The 16822-nt window shown below is 60.2% G+C and carries 12 protein-coding genes; 4 read left to right on the top strand and 8 right to left on the bottom strand.

Annotated elements, in window-relative coordinates:
• Positions 1–170 precede the first annotated feature (170 nt).
• Positions 171–2534 carry a TIM-barrel domain-containing protein gene (locus tag IM265_RS04525; protein WP_193030895.1) on the bottom strand — a complete coding sequence of 788 codons (2364 nt, stop codon included), beginning with the start codon at positions 2532–2534 and terminating at the stop codon, positions 171–173.
• A gap of 17 nt (positions 2535–2551) precedes the next feature.
• Positions 2552–3853, bottom strand: a complete 1302-nt coding sequence (locus tag IM265_RS04530) for an MFS transporter (protein WP_028012467.1) — start codon at positions 3851–3853, stop codon at positions 2552–2554.
• Positions 3854–4141: 288 nt separating this feature from the next.
• Here IM265_RS04530 and IM265_RS04535 point away from each other — a divergent pair, with 288 nt between their 5' ends.
• Positions 4142–5215 (top strand): LacI family DNA-binding transcriptional regulator, encoded by a 1074-nt coding sequence (locus IM265_RS04535; RefSeq protein ID WP_047368158.1) that lies wholly within the window; start codon positions 4142–4144, stop codon positions 5213–5215.
• Here the strand turns inward: IM265_RS04535 and IM265_RS04540 are convergent.
• From IM265_RS04540 to IM265_RS04555, 4 genes are all read right to left on the bottom strand, one after another.
• A complete protein-coding gene (locus IM265_RS04540; RefSeq protein WP_045259977.1) occupies positions 5212–6468 on the bottom strand; it encodes a DUF1479 domain-containing protein in 1257 nt (418 codons plus the stop codon). The genes IM265_RS04535 and IM265_RS04540 overlap by 4 nt on opposite strands.
• Positions 6469–6617: 149 nt before the next feature.
• Positions 6618–7433, bottom strand: coding sequence for a Cof-type HAD-IIB family hydrolase (locus IM265_RS04545; protein WP_028012470.1), 816 nt, complete (start codon positions 7431–7433; stop codon positions 6618–6620).
• Between the two features lie 154 nt (positions 7434–7587).
• Positions 7588–10020, bottom strand: a complete 2433-nt coding sequence (locus IM265_RS04550; RefSeq protein WP_045630937.1) for a formate C-acetyltransferase/glycerol dehydratase family glycyl radical enzyme — start codon at positions 10018–10020, stop codon at positions 7588–7590.
• Positions 10021–10024: 4 nt separating this feature from the next.
• On the bottom strand, positions 10025–10924 hold the full coding sequence (locus IM265_RS04555) for a glycyl-radical enzyme activating protein (RefSeq protein WP_193030897.1): 900 nt from the start codon (positions 10922–10924) through the stop codon (positions 10025–10027).
• A 128-nt stretch (positions 10925–11052) separates the two neighbouring features.
• On the opposite strand from IM265_RS04555, the gene fsa reads away from it, so the two are divergent.
• Positions 11053–11715, top strand: a complete 663-nt coding sequence (gene fsa / locus IM265_RS04560; RefSeq protein ID WP_028012473.1) for a fructose-6-phosphate aldolase — start codon at positions 11053–11055, stop codon at positions 11713–11715.
• An 89-nt stretch (positions 11716–11804) separates the two neighbouring features.
• Here the strand turns inward: fsa and moeB are convergent, their stop codons facing one another.
• Positions 11805–12557 (bottom strand): molybdopterin-synthase adenylyltransferase MoeB, encoded by a 753-nt coding sequence (moeB, locus tag IM265_RS04565; protein WP_193030899.1) that lies wholly within the window; start codon positions 12555–12557, stop codon positions 11805–11807.
• Position 12558: 1 nt separating this feature from the next.
• Positions 12559–13791, bottom strand: a complete 1233-nt coding sequence (gene moeA / locus IM265_RS04570) for a molybdopterin molybdotransferase MoeA (protein ID WP_193030901.1) — start codon at positions 13789–13791, stop codon at positions 12559–12561.
• Between the two features lie 188 nt (positions 13792–13979).
• On the opposite strand from moeA, the gene iaaA reads away from it, so the two are divergent.
• A complete protein-coding gene (gene iaaA / locus IM265_RS04575) occupies positions 13980–14918 on the top strand; it encodes a beta-aspartyl-peptidase (protein ID WP_045260003.1) in 939 nt (312 codons plus the stop codon).
• Between the two features lie 11 nt (positions 14919–14929).
• Positions 14930–16801: a glutathione ABC transporter ATP-binding protein GsiA gene (gene gsiA, locus IM265_RS04580; protein WP_045630941.1), complete on the top strand. Its 1872-nt coding sequence runs from the start codon at positions 14930–14932 to the stop codon at positions 16799–16801.
• Positions 16802–16822 lie beyond the last annotated feature (21 nt).

Genomic DNA, 16822 nt, shown 5'->3' on the forward strand with positions numbered 1-16822 from the left:
CGCTGCAGATGCGTTGGCTGCACCTGTTCACCCCGGTCACTTACTTATGTAAGCTCCCGGGGATTCACAGGTTTGCCGCCTTCCTGCAGCGCGAAATACTTAGGGAAAGGCGTCGTGCCTTTATCCCCTCTCCCCGTGGGAGAGGGTTAGGGTGAGGGCATCTGGCCGCACTACACCACCCACTCGCTCCCTTCAACCCCGTTCACCCGCAGCGTACGTTTTTCCCCCGCAGGTAACGACACCTTAAGCGCCTTCCACGCCGGACGATAATCCCCGCGCGCGTTGACCTTCAGGTTGATGGTTGCGCCATCACACTCCATTTCCCATTCCACCCACAGCGCATTGCCCTTTTGATAGCCCCAGCTTTCACCGTCGTCCTCAAACAGCAGCCCCGTGGTTGTGCCGACGCCTTTAACCGGGAACAGCTTCAGCTCGCGGGTCGTATCTTTTTCAGCACTCACATGCGTGATGCGCTCGCTAAGCGGCAGACCGGCCCCGGCGCGCACCAGCAGCGGCAGTTTTTCCAGCGGCGCGTCGAGAACGATGGATTGCCCGCCCGCATACCACGCGTGGGTGTAAAAATCGTACCAGCCCGTTTCGTTATCTGGCAGCCAGACGCGGCGCTCGCGCTGCCCGGCTTCGACGACGCTTGCCACCAGCAGGTCGCGGCCCAGCAGGAAGTCATCGCACTCTTCGAAGGTCTGCGCGTCGTGCTCGTGGTCGAGGAAGGTCGGGCGCAGCATCGGCTCGTCGTCGGCGTGCGCCTGCCAGAGCAGGGTGTAGAGATACGGCAGCAGGCGGTAGCGCAGCTCAATGGCGCCGCGAATGGCAGGCGTGACGCCCGGGTACATCCACGGCTCGTTCACGGTGCGATCGTCATTCCAGGAATGGATGGTAAAGCGCGGGTGCATTACGCCGTTCTGCACCCAGCGCACGAACAGCTCGGCGTCCGGCTTGTCGCCGGAGAAACCGCCGACGTCGTGCCCGACGTTGAATAATCCGGACAGGCTCATGCCCAGCCCCATGCGGATGTTATAGCGCAGGGTGTCCCAGTTAGTGCGGTTGTCGCCGCTCCAGGTCTGAACGTAGCGCTGCATCCCGGCGCAGCCGGAGCGGGAGATGAGATACGGGCGTTTTTCCGGCGCAAAGCGCTGCTGCGCTTCCAGCGAGGCGCGCATCATCAGCAGCGGCATCACCGGGCGAATGTGCTTGATGGCGATCTCCTTGCCGAAGCCAAAGCAGCGGGCTTCCCCGTCCCACACTTCGTACTCGTTGTTGTCGTTCCAGGTGGAGTCGATGCCCATCTCCAGCAGCTGCGTGGTCACGCCGTTCTGCCACCACTGCACCGTCTGCGGGTTGGTGAAGTCGAGGTGCGAGCCTTCGTCATCCCAGAAGCTGGAACGTTCAGGCGCGTCGGTTTCTGAATCGCGAATGAACAGGCCGCGTTCCGCCACTTCGTTATAGCGGGGATGATCCTGCAGCAGGCACGGCTTGATGTTGGCCGCAAGCTTCAGTCCCGCGTCGTGGAAGGCCTGGCTCATCGCCTTCGGCTGCGGCACTTTGTCGTAGTTCCAGTTGAAGACGTAGCGTTTGCCGTTGATGGAGGTATAGCCGGACGAGAGCTGGAACGAATCGCACGGAATGGCGTGCTCTTCGCACAGGCGGATGAAGTTCATCAGCTGATTCTGCGCGTCCGGCGCGTCGGTGTAGTGCATGGTCGAGCCGCTGTAGCCCAGGCTCCACTTCGGCCCAAACAGCGTTTTCCCGGTCAGGCGCACGAAGGCTTTGGTGACGTCCAGCGCGCGCTTGCCGGTAAAGAGGTAGTAATCAATATCGCCCGCTTCCGCCTGCCAGCGGCGATAGGCGGTGTGATAGTTGTCGATCTCGTTGCCCAGATCCAGCCAGCAACTGCTCAGGTTGTCGTAGAACAGGCCGTAGCTCACGTCGTCGCGGCGGGTAAGGGTGAACGGAATGTGCTTGTAGAGCGGGTCGGTGCTGGCGGCGTTATAGCCCATCGCGTCCAGGTTACGCATCTCGTAGCGTTTGCCGTTGCGCTGCAGATCGCCCGCTTTCTCACCCAGGCCGTAAAAACGCTCGTCCTTACGGCGGCTGAGATAGTGCGCCACGCCGTCGCCGTGGGCGTTCAGCAGGTAGGCGCTGGTCGGGCGATCCTGGACCAGCGGCTGCCATTCGCCCGCATCATTACGGTAGTGCCACTCCAGCCACAGGGGCTGGTGGACGGTGACGCGCAGCTGCTCGGTTGCCACCGTCACTGCGTCATCCTGCTGCGTCAGGGTCCAGGCCGGGCAGGAGAAACCGCTCAAGTCGTCACGATGGCGGCCTTCCCACGGCACGTCCTGTTCCGGCGCGATGCTCCAGGTGCGGTCCAGCGCCAGCTCGCCTTTGCGCTTAATCAGCACGCGGAACAGGTTTTGTTCCAGCACGTACAGGCACAGGCGGTGCTGGTTATCGACCAGCAGCTCCAGATGATTCGCAGACTGCTTATCAACGGTCCAGTTTTTCAGGGTTTTCATATGCAATACATCCACTATCAGGCGCGCTTGGCGCGACGTTCAGCAATAAATGCCACCAGGAAGAGAGCGCCAATCAGGTCAAAAAAGCCCATGGCAATAAAGAGCGGGTTGAAGCCGATTTTGTCGGCGGTCACCCCGATTAATAGCGAGAACAGGAAGCTGGCGATCCACGCCGCCGAGCCGCGCATGCCGTTGACGGTCGCCATCTGGCCTTTGTCGAAGGACTCCACCACCAGCGCGCTCAGCATGCAGGAGATAATCTGGTGCCCGAAGCCGCCGATGGAGATCAGCACGATGGTGATATACGGGTCGCGGGTCACGGCGACGATGGCCAGAGAAATCATCAGAAACGCGCCGGTGACGGAGCTTGCCACCACCGAGTTCACGCGGGAGCAGCCGAACCAGCGGGTGTACAGGCGCGTCAGGTAGCCGCTTGCCACGCTGCCGAGGTCGGCGGCGAGGAAGGGCAGCCAGGCAAACATCGCAATCTGCTTCAGGTCCATGCCGTGCTCTTTGGCGAGGTACAGGGGCACCCAGAAGCTCAGCACCGCCCAGGCGGGTTCTGCCATAAAGGCTGGGATGGCGATACCGTAGAAGCGTTTGTTTTTCGAGACGGTTTTCAGCGCGGTCAGGAAGGGCAGCTTGACCGGTGCGGGTTCGTTATCCTGCTTGATAAACGCCAGCTCGTCGCGGCTCAGGTTCGGGTGCTGTTCCGGGTTGTGGTAGAACGCCCACCAGAGGATCACCCACAGCAGCGCCAGCACGCCGGTAAACATAAACGCGCCCTGCCAGCCGAACGACGCGTGAGCAAAGTAGATGATAGGCGGGGCCAGCATCGCGCCGATGGAGAAGCCCACGCCCGCCCAGCCGGCGGCAACGGGACGCTCTGATTTCGGGAACCATTCACCGATGGTTTTGGCATTCGCTGGCGTGGCGGCAGCTTCGGAAGCACCCATAAAGAAGCGCAGAATCGCGAGATGTAGCCAGCTTCCGGCACCCGCGTGGAAGATACACATCAGCGCCCAGATCCCGGCGCAGACCATAAAGCCAATCTTCAGGCCGATAACGTCAATCAGCCAGCCGCACAGGGGCTGGAAAATGGTGTAGGCGATCTGAAACGCGCCGACTATCCAGGAGTACTGCTCGGTGGTGATCCCGAGGCTCTCTTTCAGTTCCGGGGCGAGGATCCCCAGTGAGTTACGGGTGATGTAGTTAACGGTGACGCCAAGTAAAAACAGCACCAGCACGTACCAGCGCAAATTCTTAATGACGCGACGGGTTTTGCTTGTCGCAACGGTGTTATTGATGTCCTGACTCATTTTACTCTCCACAAGACGGACGGTAAGGGGACGGAGGTTCAGGTGTCACACAGATTGTTATGCCTTTGATTTCTATCCGCTTAGAATGCTTAAGTTGCTATACAACTAGTATGGAAGCTGTGTGACAAGTTCACCTTAGGGAAGAAAATGAGAGGGCAAAAGTGGATTTTGTGCAAAATTTCTCATAACTGACGTAAACCCTCTGGCATGATGGTCTTTATGTCAGTTATTGCCTGATGAATACGCTATGAAAATTTTTTCATTTCGCAAATGGAGCCAGATCACAAAATGGACAAAAGGCTAAAAATCACCGAAATCGCCGCCCGTACCCAGCTCTCCATCAGTACGGTTTCCCGTGTGCTGGCAGGCAAAGCGAATACCAGCGAAAAGGCGCGGGCTAAGGTGCTGGCGTGCGCGCGGGAGCTGGGGGTAATGGACGGCATGGCGGCGGGGCGTCTGCTGCTTAACAGCCTGGTGGTTTTTGCCCCTCAGCGTGCCTTCGACGAGCGGTCCGACATCTTTTACTACCGCGTGATCCAGAGCGTGAGCAAAGGGCTTGCCTCGCACGAGGTTCGGCTGCGCTACTGCGCGCTGGAGGAGAACGACAGCGACGCCCAGATTTTTCTGGCACGCATGAACGAGCCGGATACCCAGGCGGCCATTCTGCTCGGTATCGACGATCCGCATATCCACGATCTGGCGGTGGATGTGGGGAAACCCTGCATGCTGATTAACTGTCGGGACCGCCGCATGCGCCTGCCTGCCGTTGCCCCGGATCACCGTGCTATTGGCGAGCGGGCGGCGGAGTACCTGTTCGAGATGGGGCACCGCGAGGTGATGAACGTGCTGTGCCTGCGTCGCTACACCATGGAGCTGCGCCTGGCGGGGATCCGCGACGCGTGGCACGCTCATAATCTCAGGTTTAACGACAGGCGCGATCTGCTGGTGGTGCCAAGCTTCAGCGCCAGAGAGACGGAGCAACTGGTGAGCGAGTGGCTTAACCAACAGAAGGGAAAAGACCTGCCGACGGCGTTCCTGGTAGGCGGGGACTTTATGGCGGCGGGCACCATCAGCGCGCTGCAAAATCACGGTCTGCGCGTGCCGCAGGACGTCTCGGTGATGAGCATTGACGGCTTTAATCTGGCGGCGATTCAGGATGTGCCCTTAACGGCGGTGCATGTTCCCCGCGACGAGCTGGGAACGGAAGCGGTGCATATGCTCCAGCAGCGGCTGATGCGCCCGGACGCGCCGGTAGGAACATTGCTGCTGAACGGCACGCTGGCCGTGCGGGAATCGGTACGGCGGATACGTCAGGGGAAACGACGCACCGCCGTGGAGCGGGAAGGGCTGTACGACAGTTAAGCCATGCCCAGCGCACGCTTGCCGTGGATATTGAGATCGTTCACGGTAAAACGGTCCTGCCAGCTTTTTTCATAATCCTCGCGCGGGAAGTCTCCCGGCGACGCGCCGGTTTCCAGCGCTTCCTTGACCTTTTTCGCATAGGCGAGGTTCTTCTCGCACATTGGCGCGGCGGGGATGTACATCACGTTGCCCCAGCCCTGCTGATTTTCCACCGGCGCGACGGAGTGGATCACGTCGCAGTGCCACCACACGGAATCACCGGCTTCCAGCGCCGGAATGCTGGTCAATGCTTCGACAAGCAGCGGGTGCCACTTCTCGGAAATCGGCAGCACGCGCCCCGGCGCCACGCCGCACAGTTCGTCTTCTGGCACGTCGTCCAGCAGAGGACGCAGCAGAATGTAGGCCATCGCTTCCGGGATCGGCACCACGTGCAGCAGCCCCTGGCCGGGGATCATGTCCGACAGCGCCGTCCAGCCCTGGAAGGTGCGGAACACCGAGCACTTGGTGGTGTTATCCACGGTATATTCTTCCACTTCAGTACGGTGCGCGGCGTTCCACGGATCGTATTTCTCGACGTTGCCGTCAAACACGCGGGCAAACACCTGCTGGTAAGCCGGCAGCAGCCAGCGCTCCAGCGCGCCGGAATCGGTATGCGCCCCCAGCCCTTTGGAGGTGGTTCCCGGCGGACGGCGGCGAATGCGGTCCGGGTAAATCACGCTGACGTCAGGGTTAAACCACTGCTTGCCGTTGCTCTCGAATGTCCATAAACGGTTCAGGAACGACTGCACCTGCGCCATCTCTTCACTCTGGCGCGCCTGCATTTGCGCCTGGGACCAGTAGATCGGGTAAATCTCCGGGCGGGAGGCGGTTAAGGTGCCGAAGAAGTTGTCGCCCGGCCCTTTGTACACCTCGTCAAACTTGTTCAGATCGAGGTAGTCGAGCATCGACCGATCCCACGCCAGCGCCTGCTCGCGGGGGAAGTGACCTTTAATCACCGCGCAGCCGCGGCGCTTAACGGCCTCGCGCTGAGCGTCGGTAATCGTGCCGTTTTTCACATCTGCAAACGGAATCACCGGCCAGACGGATTCGCCTTTATTTTTCAGGGCGTTGATCTCCGCCACGCGGGTGGCGATTTTATCGCTGAGCTTGTCGAACACCGCCTGCACGTCGCCGATCTGCGCGCGTAACTCACGTTTTAACTGACGGATTGCCGCTTTGTGGTCCGCTGGCAAGGTTTCACTGGTAAAGGTCATAACTGCCTCGCATCTTTCATTCGAAAGTAAAAATGTCTACAAGTGATACTTTAAGTTAAAAATAAGTTAATGCAAGTTTAAAAACTTGACGCAAGCCACAGGTCGGAAAAAGAGTGAGAGGCCGGAGCGGGGCTCCGGCGAGGAAAGGATCAGACGTCGAAAGGAGAGTGGTTGTCGAGCACGGCCTGAATGACGTTCAGCGCGCCCTGATGGTTGTTATCGTCGGTGCTGTAGCGGCTAATGTCTTTAATGCTCTGCGCCGCGTTGCCCATCGCAAAAGAGTATTTCACCAGCTTCAGCATCTCGGCATCGTTGCCGCTGTCGCCAATGCCGACGCACTCCTGCGGGGAGATTTTCCAGCGTTTCAGCAGGCGGCTAATGCCGTTGGCTTTGTGCAGGCCGGGGATAATCAAATCGACAAAACCGAAACCGCTGGTGACAGGCTTCATGATGCCGTCCAGGGAGACGTGCAGTTTATCGACCAGGTTCGGGATATCGCTGTCCGGCAGGTTCAGGGAGAACTTAAACAGCACGTCGTCGATTTCGCGGTAATCGCTGATGCGTTTTAAGCGGTGATAGTGCTTTGACATCAGCGCCACGAAGGCGTCCGGGGCTTTGTCGCTGACGTAGGCGCTCTCCAGACCGCAGGCTACAAAGTTCAGCCCTTCGTCTTTCAGCAGTTCGCCAATAACGATCTGCGACTCATGGCGGGTCAGCTCGCCGTGGAAAACCTGTTCGCCGTGGTCAAACACCAGCGCGCCGTTCTCCGCCACGAAGGAGATCTGCTCTTTCAGCTCGGGGAAGAAGGAGATGAGCTGGTAATACTGATTGCCGCTGGCGACAACGAATTCAATATCGCGGGCTTTAAGCTGCTCAAACTGTGCCTGGAAGCGGTCACGATCGTACTGCTTGGCATCATCAAGGAAAGTTCCGTCCATATCGGTGACGATAACTTTAACGGTCATACTGTGCTCCTGGGTCACTGCGTTTTGAAACATTCTAATAACAAGGTGACGGGGAGCACAAATTTAATTTCATTCGAAAGTAAAAGCAAAACGGCAACCGAGGTTGCCGTTTTTAGTGTTTTCTCCCTCTCCCACGGGGAGAGGGAATACTTCGCTACAGCGTATGCTCAGTACGGGCGATAATATCGTCCTGCGCATCCGGCGACAGGGCGGTGAAGAACGCCGAGTAACCCGCCACGCGCACTACCAGGTCGCGGTACTGGTCCGGGTGTTTCTTCGCCTCCAGCAGCGTTTCGCGCGAGACGATGTTGTACTGAATATGCCAGCCCTTGTGCACCTCGAAGAAGGTACGCAGCAGTACCATCAGCTTCTGGCGATCGCTGTCGTTTTCCAGCGTCGACGGGTTCAGCTTCTGGTTAAGCAGCACGCCGCCCAGGATCGCCTCGGTAGGCAGTTTACCGACCGAGCCGATCACCGCCGTCGGGCCGAGGTGGTCGGTACCGGAGGCCGGGCTGGCCCCTTCCGCCAGTGGGGTATGCGCCTTACGTCCGTCCGGCGTCGCCATCGTCGCCGCGCCGAACGGCACGTTAGCGGAGATAGACGACGTGCCCGCGTAGTAGTTACCGCCAATCGGGCCGCGGCCGTAGCGCGGGTTGTGGTACTGCTTCAGCTCTTCAATGTAGGTCTGATAGGCTCGGGTCAGCAGCATGTCCACGCTGTCGTCGTCGTTGCCGTACTTCGGCGCGCCGTTGATCAGGCGCTGGCGCAGCTGCTCGTGGGTCAGCCCGTCGAAGTCATCCGCCAGCGCCGCCGCCAGCTGCTGCTGACCGATAGCGCCCTGCTCAAAGACCAGCTTTTTCACCGCTGCCAGGCTGTTGCCGAGGTTGGCGATACCCACCTGCAGGCCGGAGACCCAGTCATACTTCGCGCCGCCCTGCTTGATGCTTTTCGCGCGTTCGATGCAGTCGTCCACCAGCGCCGAGCAGAGAATGTCGTGGACGTTCTCTTCCAGCATGGTATCCACCACGTACTCGATCTCGATGGATTTGCGGGTGTAGTAGCGGATCTGGCTGTCCCACGCTGCCATCACCTCCTCGAAATTGTCGAAGTTGCCGGCTGAGAGCGCTTTTTCCTGCGGCAGGAACACCTTGCCGCTGGTGGCGTCGCGGCCGCCTTCCAGCGCCGCCAGCATGACGCGGGCGAAGTTGATAAAGCTCATGCCGGTGCAGCGGTAGCCCCACTTGCCGCCCACCGCGGTTTCGATACAGCCGATGGCCGCGTAGTCATACGCATCGTCGCGCTCCACGCCAAGCTTGATAAATTCCGGGATCACGATTTCATCGTTGTTAAATGCCGGCATCCCGAAGCCGCAGCGGATCACCTGCACGCAGGCGTCGAGGAAGTCGTTGCTCATGCCCGCGTGATAGCGCACGCTCAGGTTCGGCTGGGTAGAGCGCAGACGGCCGCAGGATTCCAGGATCGCGTAGGAGAGCGGGTTCACCGCGTCCATCGGCTCGCCGTTGACCAGCTTCTGACCACCAATGGTGACGTTCTGGTACAGCGGGCTGCCGGCAGAGGCTTTGGAGTGCGAGCCGGAGCGGATCTTGTTCACTTCCAGCAGCTTCAGCCAGCAGCTGTGCAGCAGCTCGATGGCGTGCTCGCGATCCAGGCTCTGGTCCAGCTCCACGTCGCGGCGATAGTACGGATAGAGATACTGGTCCATACGGGCGAAGGAAACGGAGTGGCCGTTGGACTCAATCTGCAGGATCAGCTGAATGAAGTAGCACAGCTGCAGCGCCTGCCAGAATGTTTTTGGCGGCTCGTGGGCAATCACGTCGCAGTTTTCCGCCATCGCCAGCAGCTCGTCGCGGCGGCTTTCGCGGGTTTCCGTAGACGCCATCTCACGCGCCAGGTCGGCGAAGCGTTTGATGTGCAGGCTGACGGCTTCCAGCACGATATCAATTGCCTTCAGGAACTGATCGCCGTGCAGGTCTTCCAGCACCGTCAGGTTGATGCGCGAGCGGCGCTCGTCCACTTTGGCGCGCAGGCCGTCGAGACCTTTCTCCAGCACCAGCGGGAAGTTTACCGCCAGGTGCGCGTCGCCGGAGGTCATGTTGCCTTCGGCTTTGATGATGCCGGTTTCCAGCAGGCCTTTCTGCTCGTCGGTGAACATGCCGTAGCAGCGGTCCTGCACCGTCTGGCCGCGCCACCACGGGCAGATTTCATGCAGCACACGCTTGTTCTCTTCGCTCACCGCGAAGCCCGCACCCGGACGGTCCGCCAGATCGTCAATCTCTTTCTCAATCCAGGAGACAGTATATTCCGGGAAGATCGGCGCGGCGCGCACTTCGCTTGCCTGGTTGCCGATAATCAGCTCGTCGTGCTTGATCCAGATGGTGCGTTCCGCCAGGTGATGTGCCAGCGCCAGGGCGCGACGCACCGGGATCGGCTTGTCCATGTGCTGCTGGTACATTTCGGTGTAATGCTGCGCGCGCTCGGTACAGACCGGCGGCTTGACGATATGCACCAGCGCCATTTTATGCGCTTTAATACGTTCGCTGAGGGTGTTGAGATTCAGGGTGGTCATAGGTTTATCCTCGTAAGGTCGCGGTTAACCCTTTCTGGCAGGCATACTGCTGCGCGAAATCCAGCAGGGCAGGGTTATCCAGCGGTTTGTCAGGGGCAGAGTAAGGTTGGCTGAGCAGGGTGTATTTGTTCATGCCCAGCGTGTGATACGGCAAAAAATGAATATCATCGACGCCGAGTTCGTCGGCGGCGAAGTTGGTAATGGCTGTGATGGACGTTTCATCGGCGTTAAAGCCCTGGATCAGCGGCACGCGGATGGTGATCTTTTTCCCGGCAGCGGCGAGGCGCTTCAGGTTGTCCAGGATCCGTTTGGCCGAACCGTCGGTCCACTGTTTGAACACCGCTCCGTCGACGTGCTTAAGGTCGGCAAGGAACAGATCGACGTACGGTAATGACGGCTCGATATAGTGCCACGGCACGTGAAGGCAGGTTTCGACGGCGGTGTGGATACCCTGTTCGTGGCTGGCCTTGAACAGGGCGTGCGCCAGCTCCGGGTTCATAAACGGCTCGCCGCCGGAGAGGGTGATCCCGCCGCCGCTGCGGTCATAAAAAGGTTTGTCGCGCAGCACGGTGGTCATGATCTCGTCCACCTGCTTCTCTTCACCGCAGACGGTAAGCGCCTGCGTTGGACAGCAGTCGGTGAGGGCGTTAAGCGTCTCTTCACTCAGCTTTTCGCGGTGGATGACCAGGCCATTGAGCGCGCGTTCGATACAGCCCGGTGCCGCCAGCTGGCACAGGTCGCAGCCTTCCAGACACAGGCGCGCGTCAAACAGCACGTCCCGGCTGCGCGAGCGGCTTTCCGGGTTCTGACACCAGCGACAGCCCAGCGAGCAGCCTTTCAGGAACACCACGGTTCGAATACCGGGGCCGTCGTGGGTGGAATAACGCTGAATATTGAAGATCATATTTTTGCCCTCAAGTTGCATATGAAGATTAAATGACTTTCGAATGAAAGTTATCTTGATTCAGGTCAACTCTTGAGCAGGTTTTATCGTGATAGGGTAAGTGCAGGCTAATTTTTGAGGGTGACATCATGGAACTTTATCTCGACACATCTGACGTTGCGGCAGTCAAAAAGCTGGCGCGTATCTTCCCGCTGGCGGGCGTGACCACCAACCCAAGCATTGTGGCGGCAGGAAAAACGCCGCTCGACGAGCTGCTGCCCGCGCTGCACGACGCGTTGGGCGGTAAGGGCCGTCTGTTTGCGCAGGTAATGGCAACCACCGCCGAAGGGATGGTGGAAGACGCGCGCAAGCTGCGCGCTATCATTAACGACCTGGTGGTGAAGGTGCCGGTGACCGCAGAAGGGCTGGCAGCCATTAAGATGCTGAAAGCGGAAGGGATCCCGACGCTGGGCACGGCGGTGTATGGCGCCGCGCAGGGGATGCTGTCCGCCCTGGCCGGAGCAGAGTATGTGGCCCCTTACGTTAACCGCGTGGACGCGCAGGGCGGGGACGGGATTCAGACCGTAATTGAACTGCAGCAGCTGTTGGCGCTGCACGCGCCGCAGTCAAAGGTGCTGGCCGCGAGCTTTAAAACCCCGCGTCAGGCGCTGGACTGCCTGCTGGCAGGGTGCGAGTCCATCACGCTGCCACTGGACGTGGCGCAGCAGTTTATTACTTCCCCTGCGGTGGATGCGGCGATCGTGAAGTTTGAGCAGGACTGGCAGGGAGCGTTTGGACGGACGTCTATCTGACGGGGGCGGCCTGATGCCCTCACCCCAACCCTCTCCCACACGGAGAGGGAGCAAACACTAAAACGGCAACCTGAAGGTTGCCGTTTGCTTTAACCTCCGCAAACCTCACACCCCGGGTTACGCATCAGCTTCATCTCGCGGAACTGGCAGGTCATCGCGTCATACATCACGATTTTCCCCGCGGCAGGCGTGCCGTAGTGTGCCAGCACTTTGATCGCTTCCATTGCCTGCAATGAGCCAATCACGCCGACGAGTGGTGCCATCACGCCCGCCTCGACGCAGGTCAGCGCATTCTCGCCAAACAGACGGCTCAGGCAGCGGTAGCAGGGTTCACCATCCGCGTACGTGAAGACGCTGATTTGCCCCTCCATGCGTATTGCCGCGCCGGAGACCAGTGGGGTTTTGTGGGCAAAACAGCCCGCGTTCAGCTGGTTACGGACGGCGACGTTATCGGTGCAGTCGAGCACCAGATCGTGCTGCGCAATCTGCGCGAACAGCGCGTCGTCATCCAGCATCGCGTCAATCAGGGTGAACTGAACGTTGGGGTTGATGCGCGCCAGCGCCGTGCGGGCAGAGCCCACTTTCGGCTGGCCAACCGTCGCGTCGCTGTGCAGCGTCTGGCGCTGCAGGTTGGACACCGAGACGGTATCGAAATCCAACAGCGTCATCCTGCCCACGCCCGCTGCCGCAAGATACTGCGCGGCGGCGCAGCCCAGCCCGCCGAGACCGACGACCAGCACATTGGCTGCCTTAAGCGCTTCCTGGCCCTCAAAGTCAAACCCGCGCAGCACGATCTGGCGGTTGTAGCGCATCATCTCCTGGTCGCTCAGCTCCACCGTCATGTCAGCCTCCGAACAGGTGGTTAAAGCTTTCTACCTCAACCCACTCGCCGGCTTCCACGTTGCCGCGCTCGCGCTCCAGCACGATGAAGCAGTTACCCAGACTGAAGGAGCTGAAAATGTGAGAGCCCTGGTGTCCGGTGGTGCTCACTTCGAGCTCACCGTCCGCGCCGCGTGCCAGAATGCCGCGCTGGAAATCGAGACGACCCGGCGATTTTTTCAGGCGCGTAGCGGCACGCACGCGCAGGCGTTCCGGCAGCGGGCTGGCCTTGTTGCCGGAAAGCTTCGCCAGCAGCGGGATCGCCAGCTGGTAGAAGGTGAGTGCCGCAGAGACCGGGTTACCCGGCAGGCCGCAGAACCAGCTGTGCGGAAGCTTGCCAAACGCGAAAGGTTTGCCCGGCTTAATCGCCAGCTTCCAGAAGGCGATTTCGCCCAGCTCTTCAAGAAGGGTTTTAGTGTAATCCGCTTCGCCCACGGAGACGCCGCCGGAGCTGATGACCACGTCGGCGGATTTGTCCGCCTCGATAAACGCCGCGCGCAGTTTTTCCGGGTCGTCTGGAATGATGCCGAGGTTAATCACCTCGCAGCCCAGCTGCTCCAGCATCAGGTGTACCGTCAGGCGGTTGGTGTCATAAATCTGGCCGTCCTGCAGCGGCTGGCCCGGAAGCTGCAGCTCGTCGCCGGTGGAGAAAACCGCCACGCGCACCTTGCGGACAACGTCAACTTCGGCGATGCCGAGCGACGCCAGCACCGGCAGTTCACCTACCGTCAATTTCTGCCCGGCGGCAAAAACGGTCGCGCCGAGGGTGATGTCTTCGCCCGTGCGGCGGATGTTCTGGCCCGCTTTAACGTTCGCGGTAAAACGCACGCCGTCGTCGGTCTGCTCGGTCTCTTCCTGCATCACCACGGCATCGCAGCCCTGCGGAACCGGCGCGCCGGTCATGATGCGCACGCAGGTGCCCGCAGGCCATTCGCTGCCAAACGGCTGACCCGCAAAGGCTTTACCCGCCACCGGCAGGGCGTTACCCGTCTGGAGATCCGCCAGGCGTACCGCGTAACCGTCCATCGCGGAGTTATCGAACCCCGGCACGTTCATCGGCGAGACGATATCGCGCGCGGCAATACGACCAAAACAGCGCACAAGCGGCAGCGTCTCAACGTCATGCAGCGGAGAAATACGGTCAAGCATCTGCGAGAGTGCCGTCTCAAGCGGCATCAGTCCGGCGGTAAAATCCATGGTGGGCTCCTGCGGAGTAACAACGAAAGCGCCCATTATGGCAGAAAAGTGCGGCTAACTGTATGACCCGATGGGTGTACGCTTTACATCACTGTTGCGTCTTTCTATATTCAAAAATCATCTGAAGTTTCATCGACGATAATGATATTTATAGAAAAAGCCGCGAATCAGGCTAACGGGTGATGCGAATGGTTAATGCGGTAATCGCAATTCATGGCGGCGCAGGGGCAATCACCCGTGCACAGCTCAGTCCCGAGCAGGAAAAGCGCTACATTGACGCGCTGTACGCCATTGTGGAAACGGGCCAGAAAATGCTGGAAGCGGGCGAGAGCGCGCTGGATGTGGTCACCGAGGCGGTGCGCCTGCTGGAAGAGTGTCCGCTCTTTAATGCCGGAATAGGTTCGGTCTTTACCCGGGATGAAACCCACGAGCTGGACGCCTGCGTGATGGACGGCGTCACCCTGAAGGCGGGCGCCGTGGCGGGCGTGAGCCATCTGCGAAATCCGGTGCTGGCGGCGCGTCTGGTGATGGAGGAGAGCCCGCACGTTCTGCTGGCGGGCGCTGGGGCGGAAAAATTTGCCTTTGAGCACGGAATGGAACCGGTATCGCCGGATCTGTTTTCCACGGAAGAACGCTATCAGCAGCTGCTGGAAGCCCGTACGGCGGGTATAACGCAGCTTGACCATACTGCGCCGCTGGATGAAACCACCAAAATGGGCACGGTCGGCGCGGTGGCGCTCGATAAAGCCGGTAACCTCGCGGCGGCGACGTCAACGGGCGGCATGACCAACAAGCTGCCGGGACGCGTCGGCGACAGCCCGCTGCCCGGCGCGGGCTGCTATGCCAATAACGCCACGGCAGCGGTGTCGTGTACCGGCACCGGGGAAGTGTTTATTCGCGCCCTCGCGGCCTACGACATCACCGCGCTGATGGATTACGGCGGTTTAAGCCTGAGCGAGGCCTGCGAGCGCGTGGTGATGGAAAAATTACCTGCCCTGGGCGGCGTCGGCGGGCTGATTGCGGTCGATCGTGAGGGCAACGTGGCCCTGCCGTTCAACAGCGAAGGCATGTACCGCGCCTGGGGTTATGCCGGTGATGAGCCGAGCACGGGCATCTATCGTGAATAAGGGGGCAGCGCGTGCCGCACACTGAAGAACTGGACAACCGCGAGGTGCTGGCTGTCCATCAGCTGAATATTGCGTTTCAGGAAGAGCGGCAGTTCATCCCCGCAGTACAGAATTTATCGTTCTCGCTCAGGCGCGGCGAGACGTTGGCGATTGTTGGCGAATCCGGCTCCGGGAAATCGGTCACCGCGCTGGCGCTGATGCGCCTGCTGGAACAGACGGGCGGGCAAATCAGCAGCGAGAAAATGCTCCTGCGCCGCCGTAACCGTCAGGTCATTGATTTAAACGAGCTGAGCGGCGCGCAGATGCAGGGCGTGCGCGGGGCGGATATCGCGATGATCTTCCAGGAGCCGATGACCTCCCTGAACCCGGTGTTCCCGGTCGGGGAGCAAATTGCCGAGTCCATCCGGCTGCATCAGGGGCTGAGCGGCGATGAGGCGCTCAAAGAGGCCCGACGCATGCTGGAGCTGGTGCGCATTCCGGAGGCGCAGGCCATTCTGGGGCGCTACCCGCATCAGCTTTCCGGCGGCATGCGCCAGCGGGTGATGATTGCCATGGCGCTCTCCTGCCGTCCGGCGGTGCTGATCGCCGATGAGCCGACGACGGCGCTGGACGTGACGATTCAGGCGCAGATCCTGCAGCTCATCAAAGTGCTGCAGCAGGAGATGGAGATGGGGGTGATTTTCATCACTCACGATATGGGCGTAGTGGCTGACATCGCCGATCGGGTGCTGGTGATGCACAAGGGCAATGCTGTGGAAACCGGTGCGGTCGAGCAGATTTTCCATGCCCCCGAGCATCCTTACACCAAAGCGCTGCTGGCGGCGGTGCCGCGGCTTGGGGCAATGAACGGCAGCGATTTGCCGCGTCGTTTTCCGCTGATTTCCCTGGAGGCGACAGAGCCGCAGGAGGATGAAGGCGAGCAGGACACCGTGGTGTCGGGCAAACCGATACTCGAAGTGCGCAATCTGGTGACCCGCTTTCCGCTGCGCAGCGGAATTTTCAACCGCCTGAAGCGCGAAGTGCATGCGGTGGAAAACGTCAGTTTTGATCTCTGGCCGGGTGAAACGCTGGCGCTGGTAGGAGAGTCCGGCTGCGGGAAATCCACCACCGGGCGGGCGCTGCTCAGGCTCGTGGAGACCCAGGAGGGGACGATCACCTTTAACGGTGAACGTATCGACACCCTACCAGATAATAAATTACAGGCGATACGGCGAGATATTCAGTTTATCTTCCAGGATCCGTATGCCTCTCTCGACCCGCGCCATACGGTAGGGTACTCAATTATGGAGCCGCTGCGGGTGCATAACCTGCTCGACGGCGAGGCGGCGCAGCGTCGCGTGGCCTGGCTGCTGGAACGCGTTGGCCTGAAGCCGGAACACGCCTGGCGTTATCCGCACGAGTTTTCCGGCGGGCAGCGGCAGCGTATCTGCATCGCCCGCGCGCTGGCGCTGAACCCGAAGGTGGTGATTGCGGATGAGTCCGTCTCGGCGCTGGATGTCTCGATCCGGGCGCAAATTATCAACTTACTGCTGGATTTACAGCGGGATATGGGGATTGCCTTCCTGTTTATCTCGCACGACATGGCGGTGGTTGAGCGTATCAGCCACCGCGTGGCGGTGATGTTTATGGGGCAGATCGTGGAGATTGGCCCGCGAAGGGCGGTGTTTGAGAACCCGCAGCACCCCTACACGCGCAAGCTTATTGCGGCGGTCCCGGTTGCCGATCCCGCGCACCGCCACGGCCAGCGCGTGCTGCTGCAGGATGAGATGCCGAGCAACATTCGTAAACGCGGCGAAGCCGTGGAGCGCGTCACGCTGCGTGAGGTTGGTCCGGGCCACTTCGTGGCTCCGCCGCGCCAGGACAATGCCTTCTCACGGTTATAACTTACAACAGGCAGGAGAACA

This window comes from Enterobacter cloacae complex sp. P17RS (genome assembly GCF_014895885.1).
Classification (GTDB): domain Bacteria; phylum Pseudomonadota; class Gammaproteobacteria; order Enterobacterales; family Enterobacteriaceae; genus Enterobacter; species Enterobacter bugandensis.

Excerpts from the sequence above, each read along its gene's own strand:
- IM265_RS04525 (WP_193030895.1), bottom strand. The coding sequence starts at position 2,534 with ATGAAAACCCTGAAAAACTGGACCGTTGATAAGCAGTCTGCGAATCAT.
- IM265_RS04530 (WP_028012467.1), bottom strand. The coding sequence starts at position 3,853 with ATGAGTCAGGACATCAATAACACCGTTGCGACAAGCAAAACCCGTCGC.
- IM265_RS04535 (WP_047368158.1), top strand. The coding sequence starts at position 4,142 with ATGGACAAAAGGCTAAAAATCACCGAAATCGCCGCCCGTACCCAGCTC.
- IM265_RS04540 (WP_045259977.1), bottom strand. The coding sequence starts at position 6,468 with ATGACCTTTACCAGTGAAACCTTGCCAGCGGACCACAAAGCGGCAATC.
- IM265_RS04545 (WP_028012470.1), bottom strand. The coding sequence starts at position 7,433 with ATGACCGTTAAAGTTATCGTCACCGATATGGACGGAACTTTCCTTGAT.
- IM265_RS04550 (WP_045630937.1), bottom strand. The coding sequence starts at position 10,020 with ATGACCACCCTGAATCTCAACACCCTCAGCGAACGTATTAAAGCGCAT.
- IM265_RS04555 (WP_193030897.1), bottom strand. The coding sequence starts at position 10,924 with ATGATCTTCAATATTCAGCGTTATTCCACCCACGACGGCCCCGGTATT.
- fsa (WP_028012473.1), top strand. The coding sequence starts at position 11,053 with ATGGAACTTTATCTCGACACATCTGACGTTGCGGCAGTCAAAAAGCTG.
- moeB (WP_193030899.1), bottom strand. The coding sequence starts at position 12,557 with ATGACGGTGGAGCTGAGCGACCAGGAGATGATGCGCTACAACCGCCAG.
- moeA (WP_193030901.1), bottom strand. The coding sequence starts at position 13,791 with ATGGATTTTACCGCCGGACTGATGCCGCTTGAGACGGCACTCTCGCAG.
- iaaA (WP_045260003.1), top strand. The coding sequence starts at position 13,980 with ATGGTTAATGCGGTAATCGCAATTCATGGCGGCGCAGGGGCAATCACC.